Origin of the sequence: Clostridium sp. Cult2 (genome assembly GCF_021655075.1) — a bacterium.
Taxonomy (GTDB): Bacteria; Bacillota; Clostridia; order Tissierellales; family Tepidimicrobiaceae; genus Schnuerera.
In genome coordinates this window covers 1-14,953 of record NZ_PPXX01000003.1, presented here as the reverse complement: position 1 = coordinate 14,953, position 14,953 = coordinate 1, and the positions used below count along the sequence as shown (strand labels likewise).

Genomic DNA, 14,953 nt, shown 5'->3' with positions numbered 1-14,953 from the left:
TTGCTGCTGTTAATGTTGTTTTACCATGGTCTACGTGACCTATTGTTCCTATGTTTACGTGAGGTTTAGTTCTTTCAAATTTTGCTTTACCCATTTACTGTTCCTCCTTAATAATTGTTATTTAATATAATAATTGTTATTTATGGCCTAAAATTTTTTCTGCAATGCTACTTGGCACTGGTTCATAATGGTCAAATTGCATTGAATATACTGCTCTACCTTGAGTATTGGAACGAAGATCTGTAGCATATCCAAACATTTCAGATAAAGGAACATACCCTCGTACTACCTGAACGCCACTTCTTGGTTCCATTCCTTCTATTCTACCTCGTCTTGAGTTAATATCTCCTATTACATCACCCATATATTCTTCTGGCATAATAACTTCAACCTTCATTATTGGTTCTAATAATATAGGTTTAGCTTTTTCCATAGCTTCTTTAAATGCCATAGAGCCAGCAATCTTAAATGCCATCTCTGAAGAGTCAACTTCATGATATGACCCATCAAAAAGGGTAACCTTAATATCTACTACTGGATAGCCTCCAATAATACCTGAATGCATAGCTTCTTGAATTCCATTATCTACAGAAGGTATATACTCTTTTGGTATAACTCCTCCTACTATATTGTTAACAAATTCATAGCCTGCCCCGGGTTCTTGAGGCTCAATTCTAATTTTAACATGCCCATATTGTCCACGACCGCCAGATTGTCTTACATATCTTGTATCTGACTCAGCAGAAGCTGAAATAGATTCCTTGTAGGCTACTTGAGGGTTACCTACATTTGCTTCTACTTTAAATTCTCTCAGAAGTCTGTCTACAATTATTTCTAAATGTAATTCGCCCATTCCAGCGATTAAAACTTGACCTGTTTCCTCATTGGTGAAAGTTCTAAATGTAGGGTCTTCTTCTGCTAGCTTTGCCAAAGCTATGCTCATCTTTTCTTGACTTGCTTTTGTCTTTGGTTCAATAGCTACTTCTATAACAGGTTCTGGGAATTCCATAGTTTCTAATATAATTGGATTGTCTATATCGCATAATGTATCTCCTGTAGAAGTATCCTTAAGTCCAACTGCTGCTGCAATATCCCCTGCATAAACTTCTTTGACTTCTTCTCTTTTATTAGCATGCATTAAAAGAATTCTACCTATTCTTTCTCTTTTGCCCTTTATAGGATTATATACATAAGATCCTGATTCAAGTGTACCTGAATACACTCTAAAATAAGCCAGCTTTCCTACATAAGGGTCTGTTACAATTTTAAATGCTAATGCAGAAAATGGTTCGTCATCAGAAGAACGTCTTTCTTCAGTCTCATCTGAATCCACAGCTAAGCCCTTTATTGAAGGTATATCTAATGGTGAAGGTAAATAATCTACTATTGCATCTAATAAAGGTTGGACTCCCTTGTTTTTGTAGGATGAACCACATAAAACTGGAGTAATTTCTACCTTAACTGTAGCAGTTCTTATTGCATTAATAATCTCTTCAGGGGTTATCTCTTCCCCTTCGAGATATTTAATCATTAAATCTTCATCATATTCAGCTATTTTTTCCAATAAATTTTCCCTGTATTCTTCTGCCAAATCTTTTAAATCTTCTGGTATGTCTACTACTTCTATATTTTCTCCTAAATCATCTTTATAGATTCTGGCATTCATATTCACCAAGTCTACAACTCCTGTGAAATGGTCTTCTTTTCCAATGGGTAATTGAATGGGGACTGGATTGGCCTTTAATCTATCCTTAATCATATCTATTACTCTAAAAAAATCTGCTCCAACGATATCCATCTTATTGATGAAAGCCATTCGAGGAACGTGATATTTGTCCGCCTGCCTCCAAACTGTTTCTGATTGAGGTTCTACTCCTCCTTTAGCACAAAATACTGCTACTGCACCATCTAAAACTCTAAGAGACCTTTCAACCTCCACGGTAAAATCCACGTGTCCTGGCGTATCTATAATATTAACCCTATGGCCTCTCCAATGACATGTAGTAGCAGCAGATGTTATTGTTATTCCTCTTTCCTGCTCCTGCTCCATCCAATCCATTTGTGCAGCACCTTCGTGGGTTTCTCCTACTTTGTGAATTTTTCCAGTATAAAACAATATCCTCTCTGTGGTAGTTGTTTTTCCTGCATCTATATGGGCCATTATTCCTATGTTTCGTGTTTTCTCTAATGGAAATTCTCTGGACACAATATTTCCTCCTTCCTGTTTCTATGTCCCCCTTCACACGTTTATCGTTAACAGACTACCATCCGTAATCTACCATCTATAATGTGCGAATGCCTTATTTGCTTCTGCCATCTTGTGAGTTTCTTCTCTTTTCTTAACACTTGCACCAGTATTATTGGCTGCATCCATTAGCTCTCTAGCTAATCTTTCTACCATAGTCTTTTCGCCTCTTGCTCTTGAATAACGAACAAGCCAACGAAGACCTAATGTTTCTCTTCTTTCTGGTCTCACTTCAACTGGAACTTGGTATGTTGCTCCACCAATACGTCTAGCTTTAACTTCTAATACTGGCATTATATTGTTCATGGCTTTATAGAACACTTCTAAAGGTTCTTCACCAGTTTTTTCTCCTACATAATCAAATGCACCATATACAATTCCTTGAGCAATTCCTTTTTTACCATCTAGCATAATATTGTTAATAAGCTTAGTAACTACTACATCATTGTATATAGGGTCTGGTGTAACTTCTCTTTTTGCCACATATCCTTTTCTAGGCACTTTACTTCCCTCCTTAACTATATAAAGTAAATTCATTGGTACTCGACAGATCTATTCTGCCGTTGTGCGCTCAATGCATCTATATATTAAATGGAATAATTCCATGCATCATCAGCACAATTATTTCTTCTTAGGCTTTTTAGCCCCATATTTGGATCTAGATTGCATTCTTCCTTCTACTCCTGCAGTATCTAAAGTGCCCCTAACTACGTGATATCTAACACCTGGAAGGTCTTTTACTCTCCCACCTCTAATTAAAACAACACTGTGTTCTTGTAAATTATGACCAATTCCAGGAATATAAGCAGCAACCTCAACACCATTTGTAAGTCTAACTCTAGCAACTTTTCTTAAAGCTGAGTTAGGTTTCTTAGGAGTAACAGTTCTAACAGCTGTACAAACACCTCTTTTTTGTGGTGAATGGACTGTATTGGCTTCCTTTTTCAATGAGTTAAAATTAACACCCAATGCAGGAGATTTAGACTTATATACAACCTCTTTCCTACCTTTTCTAATTAATTGGTTAATTGTTGGCATTCCTACACCTCCTTCTATTGTAAAATATTATTTTAATAATGCAGCACAAGCTGCACTAACATCAATATTACATGTTTCTCCTAATTTTTCCATAGTTTCTACATGGATTATTGGAATTTGTTTCTCATTACATACTGTAATTATTTCATTTTTTATCCTATTATCTGCATCTTTAGCAATATATACTGTTTTTGCTTTTCCATTCATCAATGCTCGTTTTACCTGTTTAGTTCCAACTACCTTTTTATCAGTATTTAACTTAGATACCATAAGTTTCTTCCCCCTTTTAAACATCCTAAAGATTATGTGGACATGAATGCCCACATAATCTACATGTCATCAAAAGAGTATACTTTAAATTTACACACCCATATATTTTACCATCAGATATTTTCAGTGTCAACAATATTTTCTTCCAAGTTTATTATTTCTTCTCCATCCTCATAGACTATATCTATGTTTTTATATCTTCTCATTCCTGTCCCTGCAGGAATTAATTTACCAATTATTACATTCTCTTTTAGACCTATAAGGTGGTCTTCTTTTCCTTTTATTGCTGCTTCTGTTAATACCCTGGTAGTTTCTTGGAAAGAAGCTGCAGAAAGGAAAGATTCTGTAGCTAATGAAGCTTTAGTTATTCCAAGGAGAGTTCTTCTTCCTACGGCAGGTTCTTCTCCATTTTCTATAGTTTCATTATTAATATCTTCAAAATCATGAAGGCCTACCAAGCTTCCTGGCAATAGTTCCGTATCTCCTGAATCTTCAACTTTAACTTTACCTAGCATCTGTCTTACAATTATTTCAATATGTTTATCTGCTATGTCTACCCCTTGAAGTCTATATACCCTTTGTACTTCCTTTACCAGGTAATTTTGTACTCCTTGAACTCCTTTTATTTTTAGTATATCATGAGGGTTCACAGAACCTTCAGTGATTTCGTCTCCTGCTTCTATAAAATCACCAGGTCTTACTTTTAATCTAGAACCATAATTTATACTATAACTCTTACTATCTCCATCTTTAGATGTAATGATTACTTCTTTTTTCTTCTTAGTCTCATTAATACTTACTTCCCCTGATATTTCCGAAATAATAGCAAGGCCTTTAGGCTTTCTCGCTTCAAATAACTCTTCAACCCTTGGTAAACCTTGTGTAATATCAGCACCAGCTACTCCTCCTGTATGGAAAGTACGCATTGTAAGCTGAGTTCCTGGTTCTCCAATGGATTGAGCAGCAATAGTACCAACTGCTTCTCCTACATTAACTGGATCTCCAGTAGCTAAGTTTCTTCCATAACAATGAGCACACACACCATGACGTGTTCTACACCCTAGTACAGATCTTACCTTTACTTCTTCAATTCCTACCCTTTCTATACTTTCAGACATATCTTCTGTTATTATATTGCCTTTTTCTACTATTATTTCATTTGTTTCAGGATTTACAATATCCTCTACTGAATACCTACCAACAATTCTATCCTTTAAATCCTCGATTACTTCTTTCCCATCTTTAAAAGCTTTTGCCACTAGATATTGATCCGTACCACATTCTTCTTCTCTTACAATAACATCCTGACTTACATCTACTAATCTTCTAGTTAAATATCCAGAGTCAGCAGTTCTTAGGGCTGTGTCTGCCAAGCCTTTTCTTGAACCATGGGTAGATATAAAGAATTCTAGTACATCTAATCCTTCCCTAAAATTAGACTTTATAGGTATTTCTATAGTTTTACCTGAAGCACTAGCCATTAACCCTCTCATACCAGCTAACTGTCTAATTTGATTTTTACTACCTCTTGCTCCTGAGTGAGCCATTATATATATATTGTTCATGTGATCTAATTCATTCATCAATGCTCCTGTTATTTCTTCTGTGGTTCTATTCCATATCTCGATTACTTTTTCGTATCTTTCGTCATCAGAAATCAATCCACGTCTGTAGGATTTTTCGAATTTATCAACTTCTTCTTCAGCTTTTCCTAGTAATTCTATCTTCTTTTCTGGCACAATAATATCTCCCATACTTATGGTTATAGCACCTATTGTAGAATAATGGAATCCTAATTCCTTAATTCTATCTAAAACAGAAGCTGTTACAGTATTACCATGTTTCCTATAACATTTTTCAATTATATTTCCTAAAGATTTTTTATCTACCAATCCATCGATTTCTAATGAATATTTATCTACTCTTCTATCTACAAAACCTAAATCTTGTGGTATACTGTCATTAAATATAAATCTTCCTACTGTACTTTCTACAATAACACCTCTAGCATTTTCATCTATTTTTTTCCTTACCTTTACCTTGGCATGTATACCTACATCTCCATTATAATAAGCCTGTAACATTTCATCATAATCTTTGAATATTTTTCCTTCTCCTTTTTCTCCTGGGTTTTCAAGTGTCAAATAATAACTACCTAAAACCATGTCTTGAGTCGGAGTTGTTATTGGTTTTCCATCTTTAGGTGCCAAAATATTATTAACAGATAACATTAGAAGTCTTGCTTCTGCTTGTGCTTCAGTAGACAAGGGCACATGAACAGCCATTTGGTCTCCATCAAAGTCTGCGTTATATGCAGTACAAACAAGAGGGTGTAACTTTATGGCTTTCCCTTCCACCAAAACAGGTTCAAAAGCTTGAATTCCTAATCTATGGAGGGTAGGTGCTCTATTTAATAATACAGGATGGTCTTTTATTACTTCATCTAATACATCCCATACAACTGGTTTCATTCTCTCTACCATACGCTTAGCAGATTTAATATTGTGAGCATACCCCTCTTGAACCAGCTTTTTCATTACAAAAGGTTTAAATAATTCTAATGCCATCTTCTTTGGTAATCCGCATTGGTAGAATTTTAGTTCTGGCCCCACTACTATAACAGAACGCCCAGAATAATCTACCCGTTTACCAAGCAAGTTTTGTCTAAACCTACCTTGTTTCCCCTTTAACATATCAGATAATGATTTTAGAGGTCTATTTCCTGGCCCGGTTACCGGTCTCCCTCTACGTCCGTTGTCAATCAACGCATCTACTGCTTCTTGCAACATCCTCTTTTCATTTCTAACAATAATATCTGGTGCACCCAAATCAAGTAATCTTTTTAACCGATTATTTCTATTAATGACTCTTCTATAGAGGTCATTTAGGTCTGAAGTGGCAAATCTACCTCCATCTAATTGGACCATAGGTCTTAAATCCGGTGGTATAACGGGTATAACATCTAATATCATCCATTCTGGCCTATTTCCAGAGGTCCTAAAAGCTTCTACAACTTCTAATCTTCTAATAATTCTTATTTTCTTTTGTCCCGTAGCCCCTTTAAGTTGCAACCTTAAATCCTTTGCCTCTTCGTCTAAATCTATATTAGAGAGTATCTCTTTAATAGCTTCTGCACCCATTAAAGCTCTGAATTTATTACCATATTTTTCCTGAGCTTCCCTGAATTCTGGTTCTGATAATAATTGTTTTTCATATAAGGGAGTGTCTCCGCCTTCTATAACTATATAGGATGCAAAGTATAATACTTTTTCTAAAGATCTTGGTGACATATCTAAAATAAGACCCATTCTACTTGGGATTCCTTTAAAATACCAAATGTGAGAGACAGGGGCCGCTAATTCTATATGACCCATTCTTTCTCTTCTAACCTTAGATTTGGTTACTTCAACTCCACATCTATCACAGACTACCCCTTTATATCTAACCCTTTTATATTTACCACAATGGCACTCCCAGTCCTTGGTAGGACCAAATATTTTTTCACAAAATAGCCCTTCTTTTTCAGGCTTCAAAGTTCTATAGTTTATAGTTTCCGGTTTTTTTACTTCTCCTTTTGACCATTGCCTAATCTTTTCAGGAGACGCAAGACCAATTTTCATTGAATCAAATGTATTTAATTCAAACAAGGAGCTTTCTCTCCTTTCTATAATAAAATAGTAATGAAACGTCCTTAAAAATCATCTTCTTCATCTTCTTCATCTTCTATGATGAATCTACTATTTAATTCTTCTTCCTCTTCCTCATCATTTAAAAATCTATCCTCAATTAAATCGTCGCCCATCAATTCCAAATCTGCAATATCATCATCAACAGATTCTTTAATTTCTATTTCATCGTCTTCTTCAGTCAATACCTTTACATCTAACGCTAAACTTTGTAATTCTTTTATTAAAACTTTAAAGGACTCTGGAACCCCTGGTTCTGGTATGTTTTCTCCTTTTACAATAGCTTCATAAGTCTTTACTCTGCCTACTACATCATCAGATTTAACTGTTAGTATTTCCTGTAAAGTATGAGCAGCTCCATAGGCTTCTAATGCCCATACCTCCATTTCGCCAAACCTTTGACCTCCAAATTGAGCCTTTCCGCCTAGAGGCTGCTGAGTTACTAGAGAATAAGGCCCTGTTGATCTGGCATGAATCTTATCATCAACTAAATGATGTAGTTTCAACATATACATATATCCTACCGTAACAGGATTATTTAAAAATTCTCCAGTTCTTCCATCTCTTAATTCTATCTTGCCACTTGTAGGATATCCTGCCATGTCAAGTGCATCAAGTATGTCTTGATCGCTTGCACCATCGAAAACTGGAGTAGCTACATGCCAACCAAGCTTTTTAGCTGCTAATCCCAAATGTACCTCTAAAACTTGCCCTAAGTTCATACGGGAAGGTACCCCCAATGGATTTAATACTATTTCTACTGGTGTTCCATCAGGTAAGTAAGGCATATCTTCCTCAGGAAGTATTCTTGATACAACTCCTTTATTTCCATGACGTCCACACATCTTATCTCCAACGGATATTTTCCTCTTTGTTGCCACATATGCCCTTACCATTTGATTGACTCCAGGAGATAATTCATCTCCGTTTTCCCTAGAAAAAATTTTAACATCTACTACTATTCCTGCTTCACCATGAGGTACCCTTAAAGATGTATCCCTAACTTCCCTTGCTTTTTCACCAAATATAGCCCTTAATAATCTTTCTTCTGCTGTTAGCTCTGTTTCTCCCTTTGGTGTAACTTTCCCTACCAAGATATCTCCAGACTTTACTTCAGCTCCTATCCTAATAATCCCTTGCTCATCTAAATCTTTGAGCATGTCTTCTCCAACATTGGGAATATCTCTTGTAATTTCCTCTGGACCTAATTTGGTATCCCTAGCTTCAGATTCATATTCTTCAATATGGATAGATGTTAAAGTATCATCTATGACCAATTTTTCATTTATCAAAATAGCATCTTCATAGTTATAGCCTTCCCAGGTCATAAAAGCAACTAATAGATTTTTACCTAATGCTATCTCGCCTAGTTCTGTGCTTGGTCCATCAGCTATAACTTGACCTTTAACTACCCTTTCATCTTTTTTAACAATAGGCCTTTGATTTATTGTAGTACCTTGGTTGGATCGTGTAAACTTCAATAGTTTATATCTGTCTATTTGACCATCTTCGTCTCTTTTTATTAATATTTCACTAGAACTTACTTTTACCACCGTGCCTGAATTTTTTGCAATTTCAACTACTCCAGAATCCCGTGCTGCCTTGTATTCAATACCAGTTCCAATTATAGGTGCCTCTGTTTTTAATAGTGGAACAGCTTGACGTTGCATGTTTGCACCCATCAAAGCCCTATTAGCATCATCATTTTCTAAAAATGGAATCATTGCAGTACCCACGGAAACTATCTGTTTAGGTGAAACATCCATATAGTCCACTTCATTGCTTGGATATATGTCTATTGCACCATCTTTTCCTCGTCCAATTATTCTTTTGTTTACAAATCTACTTTCTTCATCTAAGAGTTCATTAGATTGGGCTATGATAAATTCATCTTCCACATCAGCGGTTAAATACTCGATTTCATCTAATACTACTCCTCTTTCCTTATCCACCTTTCTATATGGCGCCTCTAAAAACCCATATTCATTTATTCTAGCGTAGGTAGTTAAGGAAGTTATTAACCCTATATTCGGCCCTTCTGGAGTTTCAATAGGACACATTCTACCATAATGGGAGTGGTGTACGTCCCTTACTTCAAATCCAGCTCTATCCCTACTCAAACCTCCTGGCCCTAAAGCTGACATTCTCCTTTTATGAGTCAATTCAGCTAAAGGATTGGTTTGATCCATAAACTGAGATAATTGGCTGCTACCAAAGAATTCCTTTATGGAAGCTACTACTGGTCTTATATTGATTAATGCTTGAGGTGTTGCCACATCAATATCCTGGATTGTCATCCTTTCCCTTACAACCCTCTCCATCCTAGAAAGTCCTATTCTAAATTGGTTTTGCAAAAGTTCTCCCACAGAACGTAATCTTCTATTGCCTAAATGATCAATATCATCTGTCATACCTATTCCATTAAACAAGTTAAATTCATAGTTTATACTTGCGATTATATCATCATGAATTATATGCTTAGGAGAAATTTCCCTAATTCTGTCCTTAATAGCTTCTTTTAATTCATCGGGATTTTCATAAGTATCTATTAGCTCTTTCATAATAGGATAATAAACTTTTTCTTTAAGCCCAAGTTCCTCTAGAGAAAATGGGAGATTAAAAGCTTTTTTATGAACAAAATGATTACCTACTACACGAACAATCTTTCCATCATCAAGCATGATATCTACTCGATTAATTCCACTATTTTCTATTTCTATGGCCTTTTGTCTTGTAATCTTTTCCCCTTTTGCTACAAATAATTCTCCTGTTTCCGAATCCTTAACATCTTCAGCGGCTATTCTGCCTATTATTCTATTGTATAAAGCTAATTTTTTATTAAACTTATATCTTCCAACCTTTGCTAAATCATACCTCTTGGGTTCGAAAAATAAATTATTCAATAGAGATTTTGCATTTTCTACAGTTGGAGGCTCTCCTGGTCTTAATCTTTTATATATTTCAATAAGAGCTTCTTCCTCTGTACTAGTATTATCTTTTTCTAAAGTCCTTAATACTTGCTCTGTTTCTCCTAATACATCTATTATTTCTGCATTAGAGCTAATCTCTAGTGCCCTTAATAAAGTTGTAATAGTAAGTTTTCTTGTTCTATCAATTCTAACATAGACAATGTCATTAGAATCTGATTCATATTCTAGCCAAGCTCCTCTATTAGGAATAACCGTTGCAGAATAAAGTCTTTTTCCTACCTTATCAATTTCCTCTGAGTAATAGACCCCTGGGGACCTAACTAACTGACTTACTACTACTCTCTCTGCACCATTGATAATAAATGTCCCCTTTTCCGTCATTAGGGGAAAATCTCCCATAAATACCTCTTGTTCTTTTACTTCACCTGTTTCTTTATTTATGAGACGTACCTTTACCTTTAATGGTGCCGAAAAATTTGCATCTCTCTCGCGTGCTTCATCTTCGCTATATTTTGGTTCTTCATTGATATAATAATCAACAAACTCTAATATTAAGTTTCCAGTATAATCCTGTATAGGGGAAATATCTTCAAAAACTTCTCTTAACCCCTCTTCTAGAAACCATTCATAGGAAGATCTTTGTACTTCTATTAAATCTGGTAAATCTAATACTTCATTAATACGGGAATAACTCATCCTGACTCGTTTTCCGTATGTAACAGGATGTACCATCAACAATTCACCCCTTATTAAACTAAAATAGCCAAAAGTAAATGGATACTTTTGGTAATGCCCATTAAAAACAAATCTATTATAATATTGACATATCCGCAACTATTTATACAACAAGGCATATTTTCTCGAATATTATAGCATCTACTTATACTACCACAGCATAATCAATATGTCAAGGAGTTTTGTTTTTCATTTGGTGTTTTAAAATTTATTTAGACAATAGAAAAGGCTTTCAAAAAACGAAAGCCTTTTCTATTATCTATTTGCATAAAATATTATTTTAATTCAACACCTGCTCCAACTTCCTCCAATTTAGCTTTAATTTCTTCAGCTTCATCTTTAGAAACTCCTTCTTTAACAGCCTTTGGTGCATTGTCAACTAATTCTTTAGCTTCTTTTAATCCTAATCCAGTTATTTCTCTAACGGCTTTTATAACTTTAATTTTTTGTTGTCCTGCTTCTGTTAACATAACATCAAAGTCTGTTTTTTCTTCTGCAACTTCTGCTGCTCCTGCTGCTGGTGCTGCTGCTACTGCTGCAACTGGTGCTGCTGCACTAACTCCAAATTCTTCTTCTAAAGCCTTAACTAGTTCTGATAATTCCAAAACAGTTAAATTCTTAACTTCCTCAATTAGATTTAATACTTTTTCACTTGCCATTATTATATCCCTCCAAATATTTTCAAAATTTAAGTTATGCTTCTATACCTTCTTGTTTTTCTCTTACTGCATTTAATGCATATACAAGATTTCTAATGGTTCCTTGAAGTACATTAGCAAATCCTGCTATAGGACCATTTAATCCAGCAAGAGCTTGTGCGATTAGAACTTCTTTTGATGGTAAGTTTGCTAAGTTCTTAATCTCATCTATACCTATTATCTTGCCATCAACTATACCTGCTTTAATTTCAAGCTTATCATGCTTTTTTGCAAATTCCTCAGAAATCTTAGCTGCTTGTACTGGGTCGTCAAAACCAAAAGCAACTGCATTTGGTCCAGTTAAATATTGATTAAACTCTTCAAAACCTGCATCTTTAAAAGCAAATCTCATCATGGTATTTTTGTATACTTTATAATCTACTCCAGCTTCCTTATAATTACGTCTTAGTTGAGTAAGTTCTTCTACATTCAATCCTCTATAATCCACTAAGACTACTCCTTGAGCCTTTTCAACCTTTTCTTTAATCTCTTCAACTATTTGCTTCTTTTCTTCTAAAACTTTATCTCTCAACAACTTCACCTCCTAAAGGCCATACAAATAAAGGTCCCTCCGTAGACGCGGAGAGACCCTAATCTCTATCTAATATGATTAGTTTTCCATCTTCCCTCGGTAGGAAATTTTTAAACCCATTAGGTTCCTACTGTCTACGGTAGCCTATTTATTTAACGTATAGATTATACCAGCAATCATTATATCTGTCAACAATAAAAATTATTATTTATAGATATTAATCTTTTTTTGGAACAAATCTATCAACTAATTGTTGTGGACTTACTTTTATTCCAGGTCCCATTGTACTGGATAATACAACGGATCTTAAATATCTTCCCTTTGCAGCAGCTGGTCTTGCTTTTATTATCTCTTCCATAATTGTAGCAAAGTTTTCTCTCAATTTTTCTGTTCCAAAAGAAGCTTTACCTATTGGTACATGAACTATACTTGCTTTATCCACTCTATATTCTACTTTACCTGCTTTTATTTCCTTTACAGCTTTTTCTATTTCAAATGTAACAGTTCCAGACTTTGGATTTGGCATTAGCCCTTTAGGTCCTAAAATCCTACCTATTCGACCTACAACCCCCATCATATCAGGAGTAGCAACCACTACATCAAAATCAAGCCATCCTTCATTTTGAATTTTTTGAACTAGTTCTTCTCCTCCAACATAATCTGCTCCAGCATCTTCAGCTTCTTTTATCTTGTCACCCTTAGCAAATACTAAGACTTTTCTAGTTCTTCCTGTTCCATGGGGCAATACTATTGCACCTCGTACTTGTTGGTCAGCATGCCTTGGGTCTACCCCTAGTCTTACTGACAATTCAACAGTTTCATCAAAATTAGCTTTTGCTGTTTGTTGAACTAATTCTATTGCCTCTACTGCTTCATAAAGATGAGTTCTGTCAACTAGTTTGAAACTTTCTTGATATTTTTTTCCTCTTTTTTTCATTTTATTACCTCCTTGTGGTATTAACGGAATATCCTCCCACTTAAATATTATTCTTCAACAACAACTCCCATACTTCTTGCTGTTCCTGCCACCATTCTCATAGCGGATTCTATGCTTCCTGCATTTAAATCAGGCATTTTTATTTCAGCAATTTCCTTAACTTTATCTTTAGAAATCTTTGCTACTTTTGTTTTGTTTGGTTCTCCAGAACCTAATTCGATTCCTACAGCCTTCTTTATCAATACTGAAACAGGTGGTGTTTTAGTAATGAAAGTAAAGGATCTATCTTGATAAACTGTAAGAACAACTGGTATTATCATCCCAGCTTGATCTGCAGTCTTTGCATTGAACTCTTTAGTAAATTGCATAATGTTTACTCCATGAGGTCCTAATGCAGTTCCTACAGGTGGCGCTGGTGTAGCTTTACCGGCTGGTATTTGTAGTTTTACTACAGCTATGACTTTTTTTGCCATATTCCTTCCACCTCCTCAATTACTTTGTGGTTAGGCGGGATAATCCCTCCCACTTTAACATATCTATCTAAAAAGCTTATTAGCTTTTGTAAGCAGTATTACAACTTTTCTATTTGATTAAAATCCAATTCTACAAGAGTTTCTCTTCCAAACATAGATATAAACACCTTTACTTTTTTCTTCTCTAGATTAATACTCTCAATAGTTCCCATAAAGTTCTCAAAGGGTCCCGTAATAACTTTTATAACATCCTTTTCTTTTAAATCTATGGATGGTAATGTTGTATCTTGTACGCCTAAAGCTTTAACTTCTTCATCTGTTAAAGGTACTGGCTTGGACCCTGGCCCTACGAAACCTGTAACCCCTCTTGTATTTCTTACAAGATACCATGATACATCGTTTACTATCATCTTTACAAGAACGTATCCAGGGAAAAGTTTTCTTTCTTTAAGCTTCTTTTTCCCGCCTTTCGTATCGATATATTCCTCTGTGGGCACTGCCACTTCGAATATATCGTCAATCATACCTCTGTTTTCAACCATTTTTTCAATATTAGCTTTCACTTTATTTTCATGACCTGAATAAGTATGAACAACATACCATTTGGCTCTTTTAGCCCTGTCTGTTCTACTTTCTACCTTATCCGCCATATAATTGAGGACCTATTTGGTCCTTCCCTCCTTCGTATTACTTTATAATTAGTGATAAAATACGATGTATCCCCAGGTCTAAGACCCATACTACTAAGCCAACAATAATACTAATTAATATAACCATGGCTGTGTAATTTGTTAACTCTTTCTTGCTAGGCCAAAGGACCTTCCTCATCTCCGCCTTAACACCCTTAAAATAGGTGCTAATTTTACCCTTTCTAGTACTGGTTTGAGCTGACATAAACTCACATCCTTACTTGATTTTATTTACCAATTATCTAGTCTCTTTATGAACAGTATGCGTTTTACAAAACTTACAATATTTTTTAAGTTCTATTCTTTCTGAATTATTCTTTTTATTTTTAGTTGATGTATAATTCCTTTGTTTACAATCAGTACAAGCCAAAATTATTCTATCTCTCATCTGCTACACCTCCTACGAAAAAGTATATATTGATTAAAATTCCACCAGGGCACAATTACCCATTATTAACTTCATTACTTAATATAAACTATCATAAATTAAAATTTATGTCAATAAAAATAATATCATCATTATAGGTAATCTTTTATAATTTTATCCAATTCCAATTAGGATTATCCTACATTATAATCTTAAAAAGACTAGGCCTGAAAGACCTAGTCTTTTATATTGGTCTAATTACCCAAGAACCTTAGTAACAACTCCAGCACCAACAGTTCTACCGCCTTCACGAATAGCAAACCTTAATCCTTCTTCCATAGCTATAGGAGTTA

The 14,953-nt window shown here is 35.0% G+C and carries 14 protein-coding genes, 1 pseudogene and 1 other annotated feature; all 15 genes and pseudogenes read right to left on the bottom strand.

Annotated features, from left to right (window positions below; all coding sequences use genetic code 11):
- The coding region (locus C3E90_RS00705) for a GTP-binding protein (RefSeq protein WP_132693438.1) at positions 1-94 on the bottom strand (94 nt) is incomplete at its 3' end.
- 42 nt (positions 95-136) lie between these two features.
- Complete coding sequence (fusA, locus tag C3E90_RS00700; RefSeq protein WP_236913628.1) at positions 137-2,206, bottom strand: elongation factor G; 2,070 nt, start codon at positions 2,204-2,206, stop codon at positions 137-139.
- Between the two features lie 69 nt (positions 2,207-2,275).
- Positions 2,276-2,746: a 30S ribosomal protein S7 gene (rpsG, locus tag C3E90_RS00695; RefSeq protein ID WP_236913627.1), complete on the bottom strand. Its 471-nt coding sequence runs from the start codon at positions 2,744-2,746 to the stop codon at positions 2,276-2,278.
- A gap of 120 nt (positions 2,747-2,866) precedes the next feature.
- Positions 2,867-3,283, bottom strand: coding sequence for a 30S ribosomal protein S12 (gene rpsL / locus C3E90_RS00690; RefSeq protein ID WP_236913626.1), 417 nt, complete (start codon positions 3,281-3,283; stop codon positions 2,867-2,869).
- Positions 3,284-3,310: 27 nt separating this feature from the next.
- On the bottom strand, positions 3,311-3,553 hold the full coding sequence (locus C3E90_RS00685) for a ribosomal L7Ae/L30e/S12e/Gadd45 family protein (protein WP_236913625.1): 243 nt from the start codon (positions 3,551-3,553) through the stop codon (positions 3,311-3,313).
- 113 nt (positions 3,554-3,666) lie between these two features.
- Entirely contained in the window at positions 3,667-7,200 is a 3,534-nt protein-coding gene (gene rpoC, locus C3E90_RS00680; protein ID WP_236913624.1) for a DNA-directed RNA polymerase subunit beta', read from the bottom strand.
- A 44-nt stretch (positions 7,201-7,244) separates the two neighbouring features.
- Positions 7,245-10,901, bottom strand: a complete 3,657-nt coding sequence (gene rpoB, locus C3E90_RS00675) for a DNA-directed RNA polymerase subunit beta (protein ID WP_236913623.1) — start codon at positions 10,899-10,901, stop codon at positions 7,245-7,247.
- A 278-nt stretch (positions 10,902-11,179) separates the two neighbouring features.
- A complete protein-coding gene (rplL, locus tag C3E90_RS00670; RefSeq protein WP_236913622.1) occupies positions 11,180-11,563 on the bottom strand; it encodes a 50S ribosomal protein L7/L12 in 384 nt (127 codons plus the stop codon).
- Positions 11,564-11,597: 34 nt separating this feature from the next.
- Positions 11,598-12,134, bottom strand: a complete 537-nt coding sequence (gene rplJ / locus C3E90_RS00665) for a 50S ribosomal protein L10 (RefSeq protein ID WP_442870547.1) — start codon at positions 12,132-12,134, stop codon at positions 11,598-11,600.
- Positions 12,135-12,151: 17 nt separating this feature from the next.
- Positions 12,152-12,292 (bottom strand) — a sequence feature (ribosomal protein L10 leader region).
- Positions 12,293-12,351: 59 nt separating this feature from the next.
- Positions 12,352-13,071 (bottom strand): 50S ribosomal protein L1, encoded by a 720-nt coding sequence (gene rplA / locus C3E90_RS00660; RefSeq protein WP_236913620.1) that lies wholly within the window; start codon positions 13,069-13,071, stop codon positions 12,352-12,354.
- Between the two features lie 47 nt (positions 13,072-13,118).
- Positions 13,119-13,544 (bottom strand): 50S ribosomal protein L11, encoded by a 426-nt coding sequence (gene rplK, locus C3E90_RS00655; protein WP_236913619.1) that lies wholly within the window; start codon positions 13,542-13,544, stop codon positions 13,119-13,121.
- A gap of 98 nt (positions 13,545-13,642) precedes the next feature.
- A complete protein-coding gene (gene nusG, locus C3E90_RS00650; protein ID WP_236913618.1) occupies positions 13,643-14,194 on the bottom strand; it encodes a transcription termination/antitermination protein NusG in 552 nt (183 codons plus the stop codon).
- A gap of 37 nt (positions 14,195-14,231) precedes the next feature.
- On the bottom strand, positions 14,232-14,438 hold the full coding sequence (secE, locus tag C3E90_RS00645; RefSeq protein WP_236913617.1) for a preprotein translocase subunit SecE: 207 nt from the start codon (positions 14,436-14,438) through the stop codon (positions 14,232-14,234).
- A 33-nt stretch (positions 14,439-14,471) separates the two neighbouring features.
- The gene (gene rpmG / locus C3E90_RS00640) at positions 14,472-14,621 is read right to left on the bottom strand and encodes a 50S ribosomal protein L33 (RefSeq protein ID WP_236913616.1); all 150 of its coding nucleotides are present in this window, start codon (positions 14,619-14,621) and stop codon (positions 14,472-14,474) included.
- A 237-nt stretch (positions 14,622-14,858) separates the two neighbouring features.
- A pseudogene (locus tag C3E90_RS00635) lies at positions 14,859-14,953 on the bottom strand (elongation factor Tu); the annotation flags it as partial.

What these genes read in the sequence shown, in the direction of transcription:
- rpsL (WP_236913626.1), bottom strand. Translation starts at nt 3,283, where the DNA reads ATGCCAACAATTAACCAATTAATTAGAAAAGGTAGGAAAGAGGTTGTA.
- C3E90_RS00685 (WP_236913625.1), bottom strand. Translation starts at nt 3,553, where the DNA reads ATGGTATCTAAGTTAAATACTGATAAAAAGGTAGTTGGAACTAAACAG.
- rpoB (WP_236913623.1), bottom strand. Translation starts at nt 10,901, where the DNA reads ATGGTACATCCTGTTACATACGGAAAACGAGTCAGGATGAGTTATTCC.
- rplL (WP_236913622.1), bottom strand. Translation starts at nt 11,563, where the DNA reads ATGGCAAGTGAAAAAGTATTAAATCTAATTGAGGAAGTTAAGAATTTA.
- rplA (WP_236913620.1), bottom strand. Translation starts at nt 13,071, where the DNA reads ATGAAAAAAAGAGGAAAAAAATATCAAGAAAGTTTCAAACTAGTTGAC.
- rplK (WP_236913619.1), bottom strand. Translation starts at nt 13,544, where the DNA reads ATGGCAAAAAAAGTCATAGCTGTAGTAAAACTACAAATACCAGCCGGT.
- nusG (WP_236913618.1), bottom strand. Translation starts at nt 14,194, where the DNA reads ATGGCGGATAAGGTAGAAAGTAGAACAGACAGGGCTAAAAGAGCCAAA.
- secE (WP_236913617.1), bottom strand. Translation starts at nt 14,438, where the DNA reads ATGTCAGCTCAAACCAGTACTAGAAAGGGTAAAATTAGCACCTATTTT.
- rpmG (WP_236913616.1), bottom strand. Translation starts at nt 14,621, where the DNA reads ATGAGAGATAGAATAATTTTGGCTTGTACTGATTGTAAACAAAGGAAT.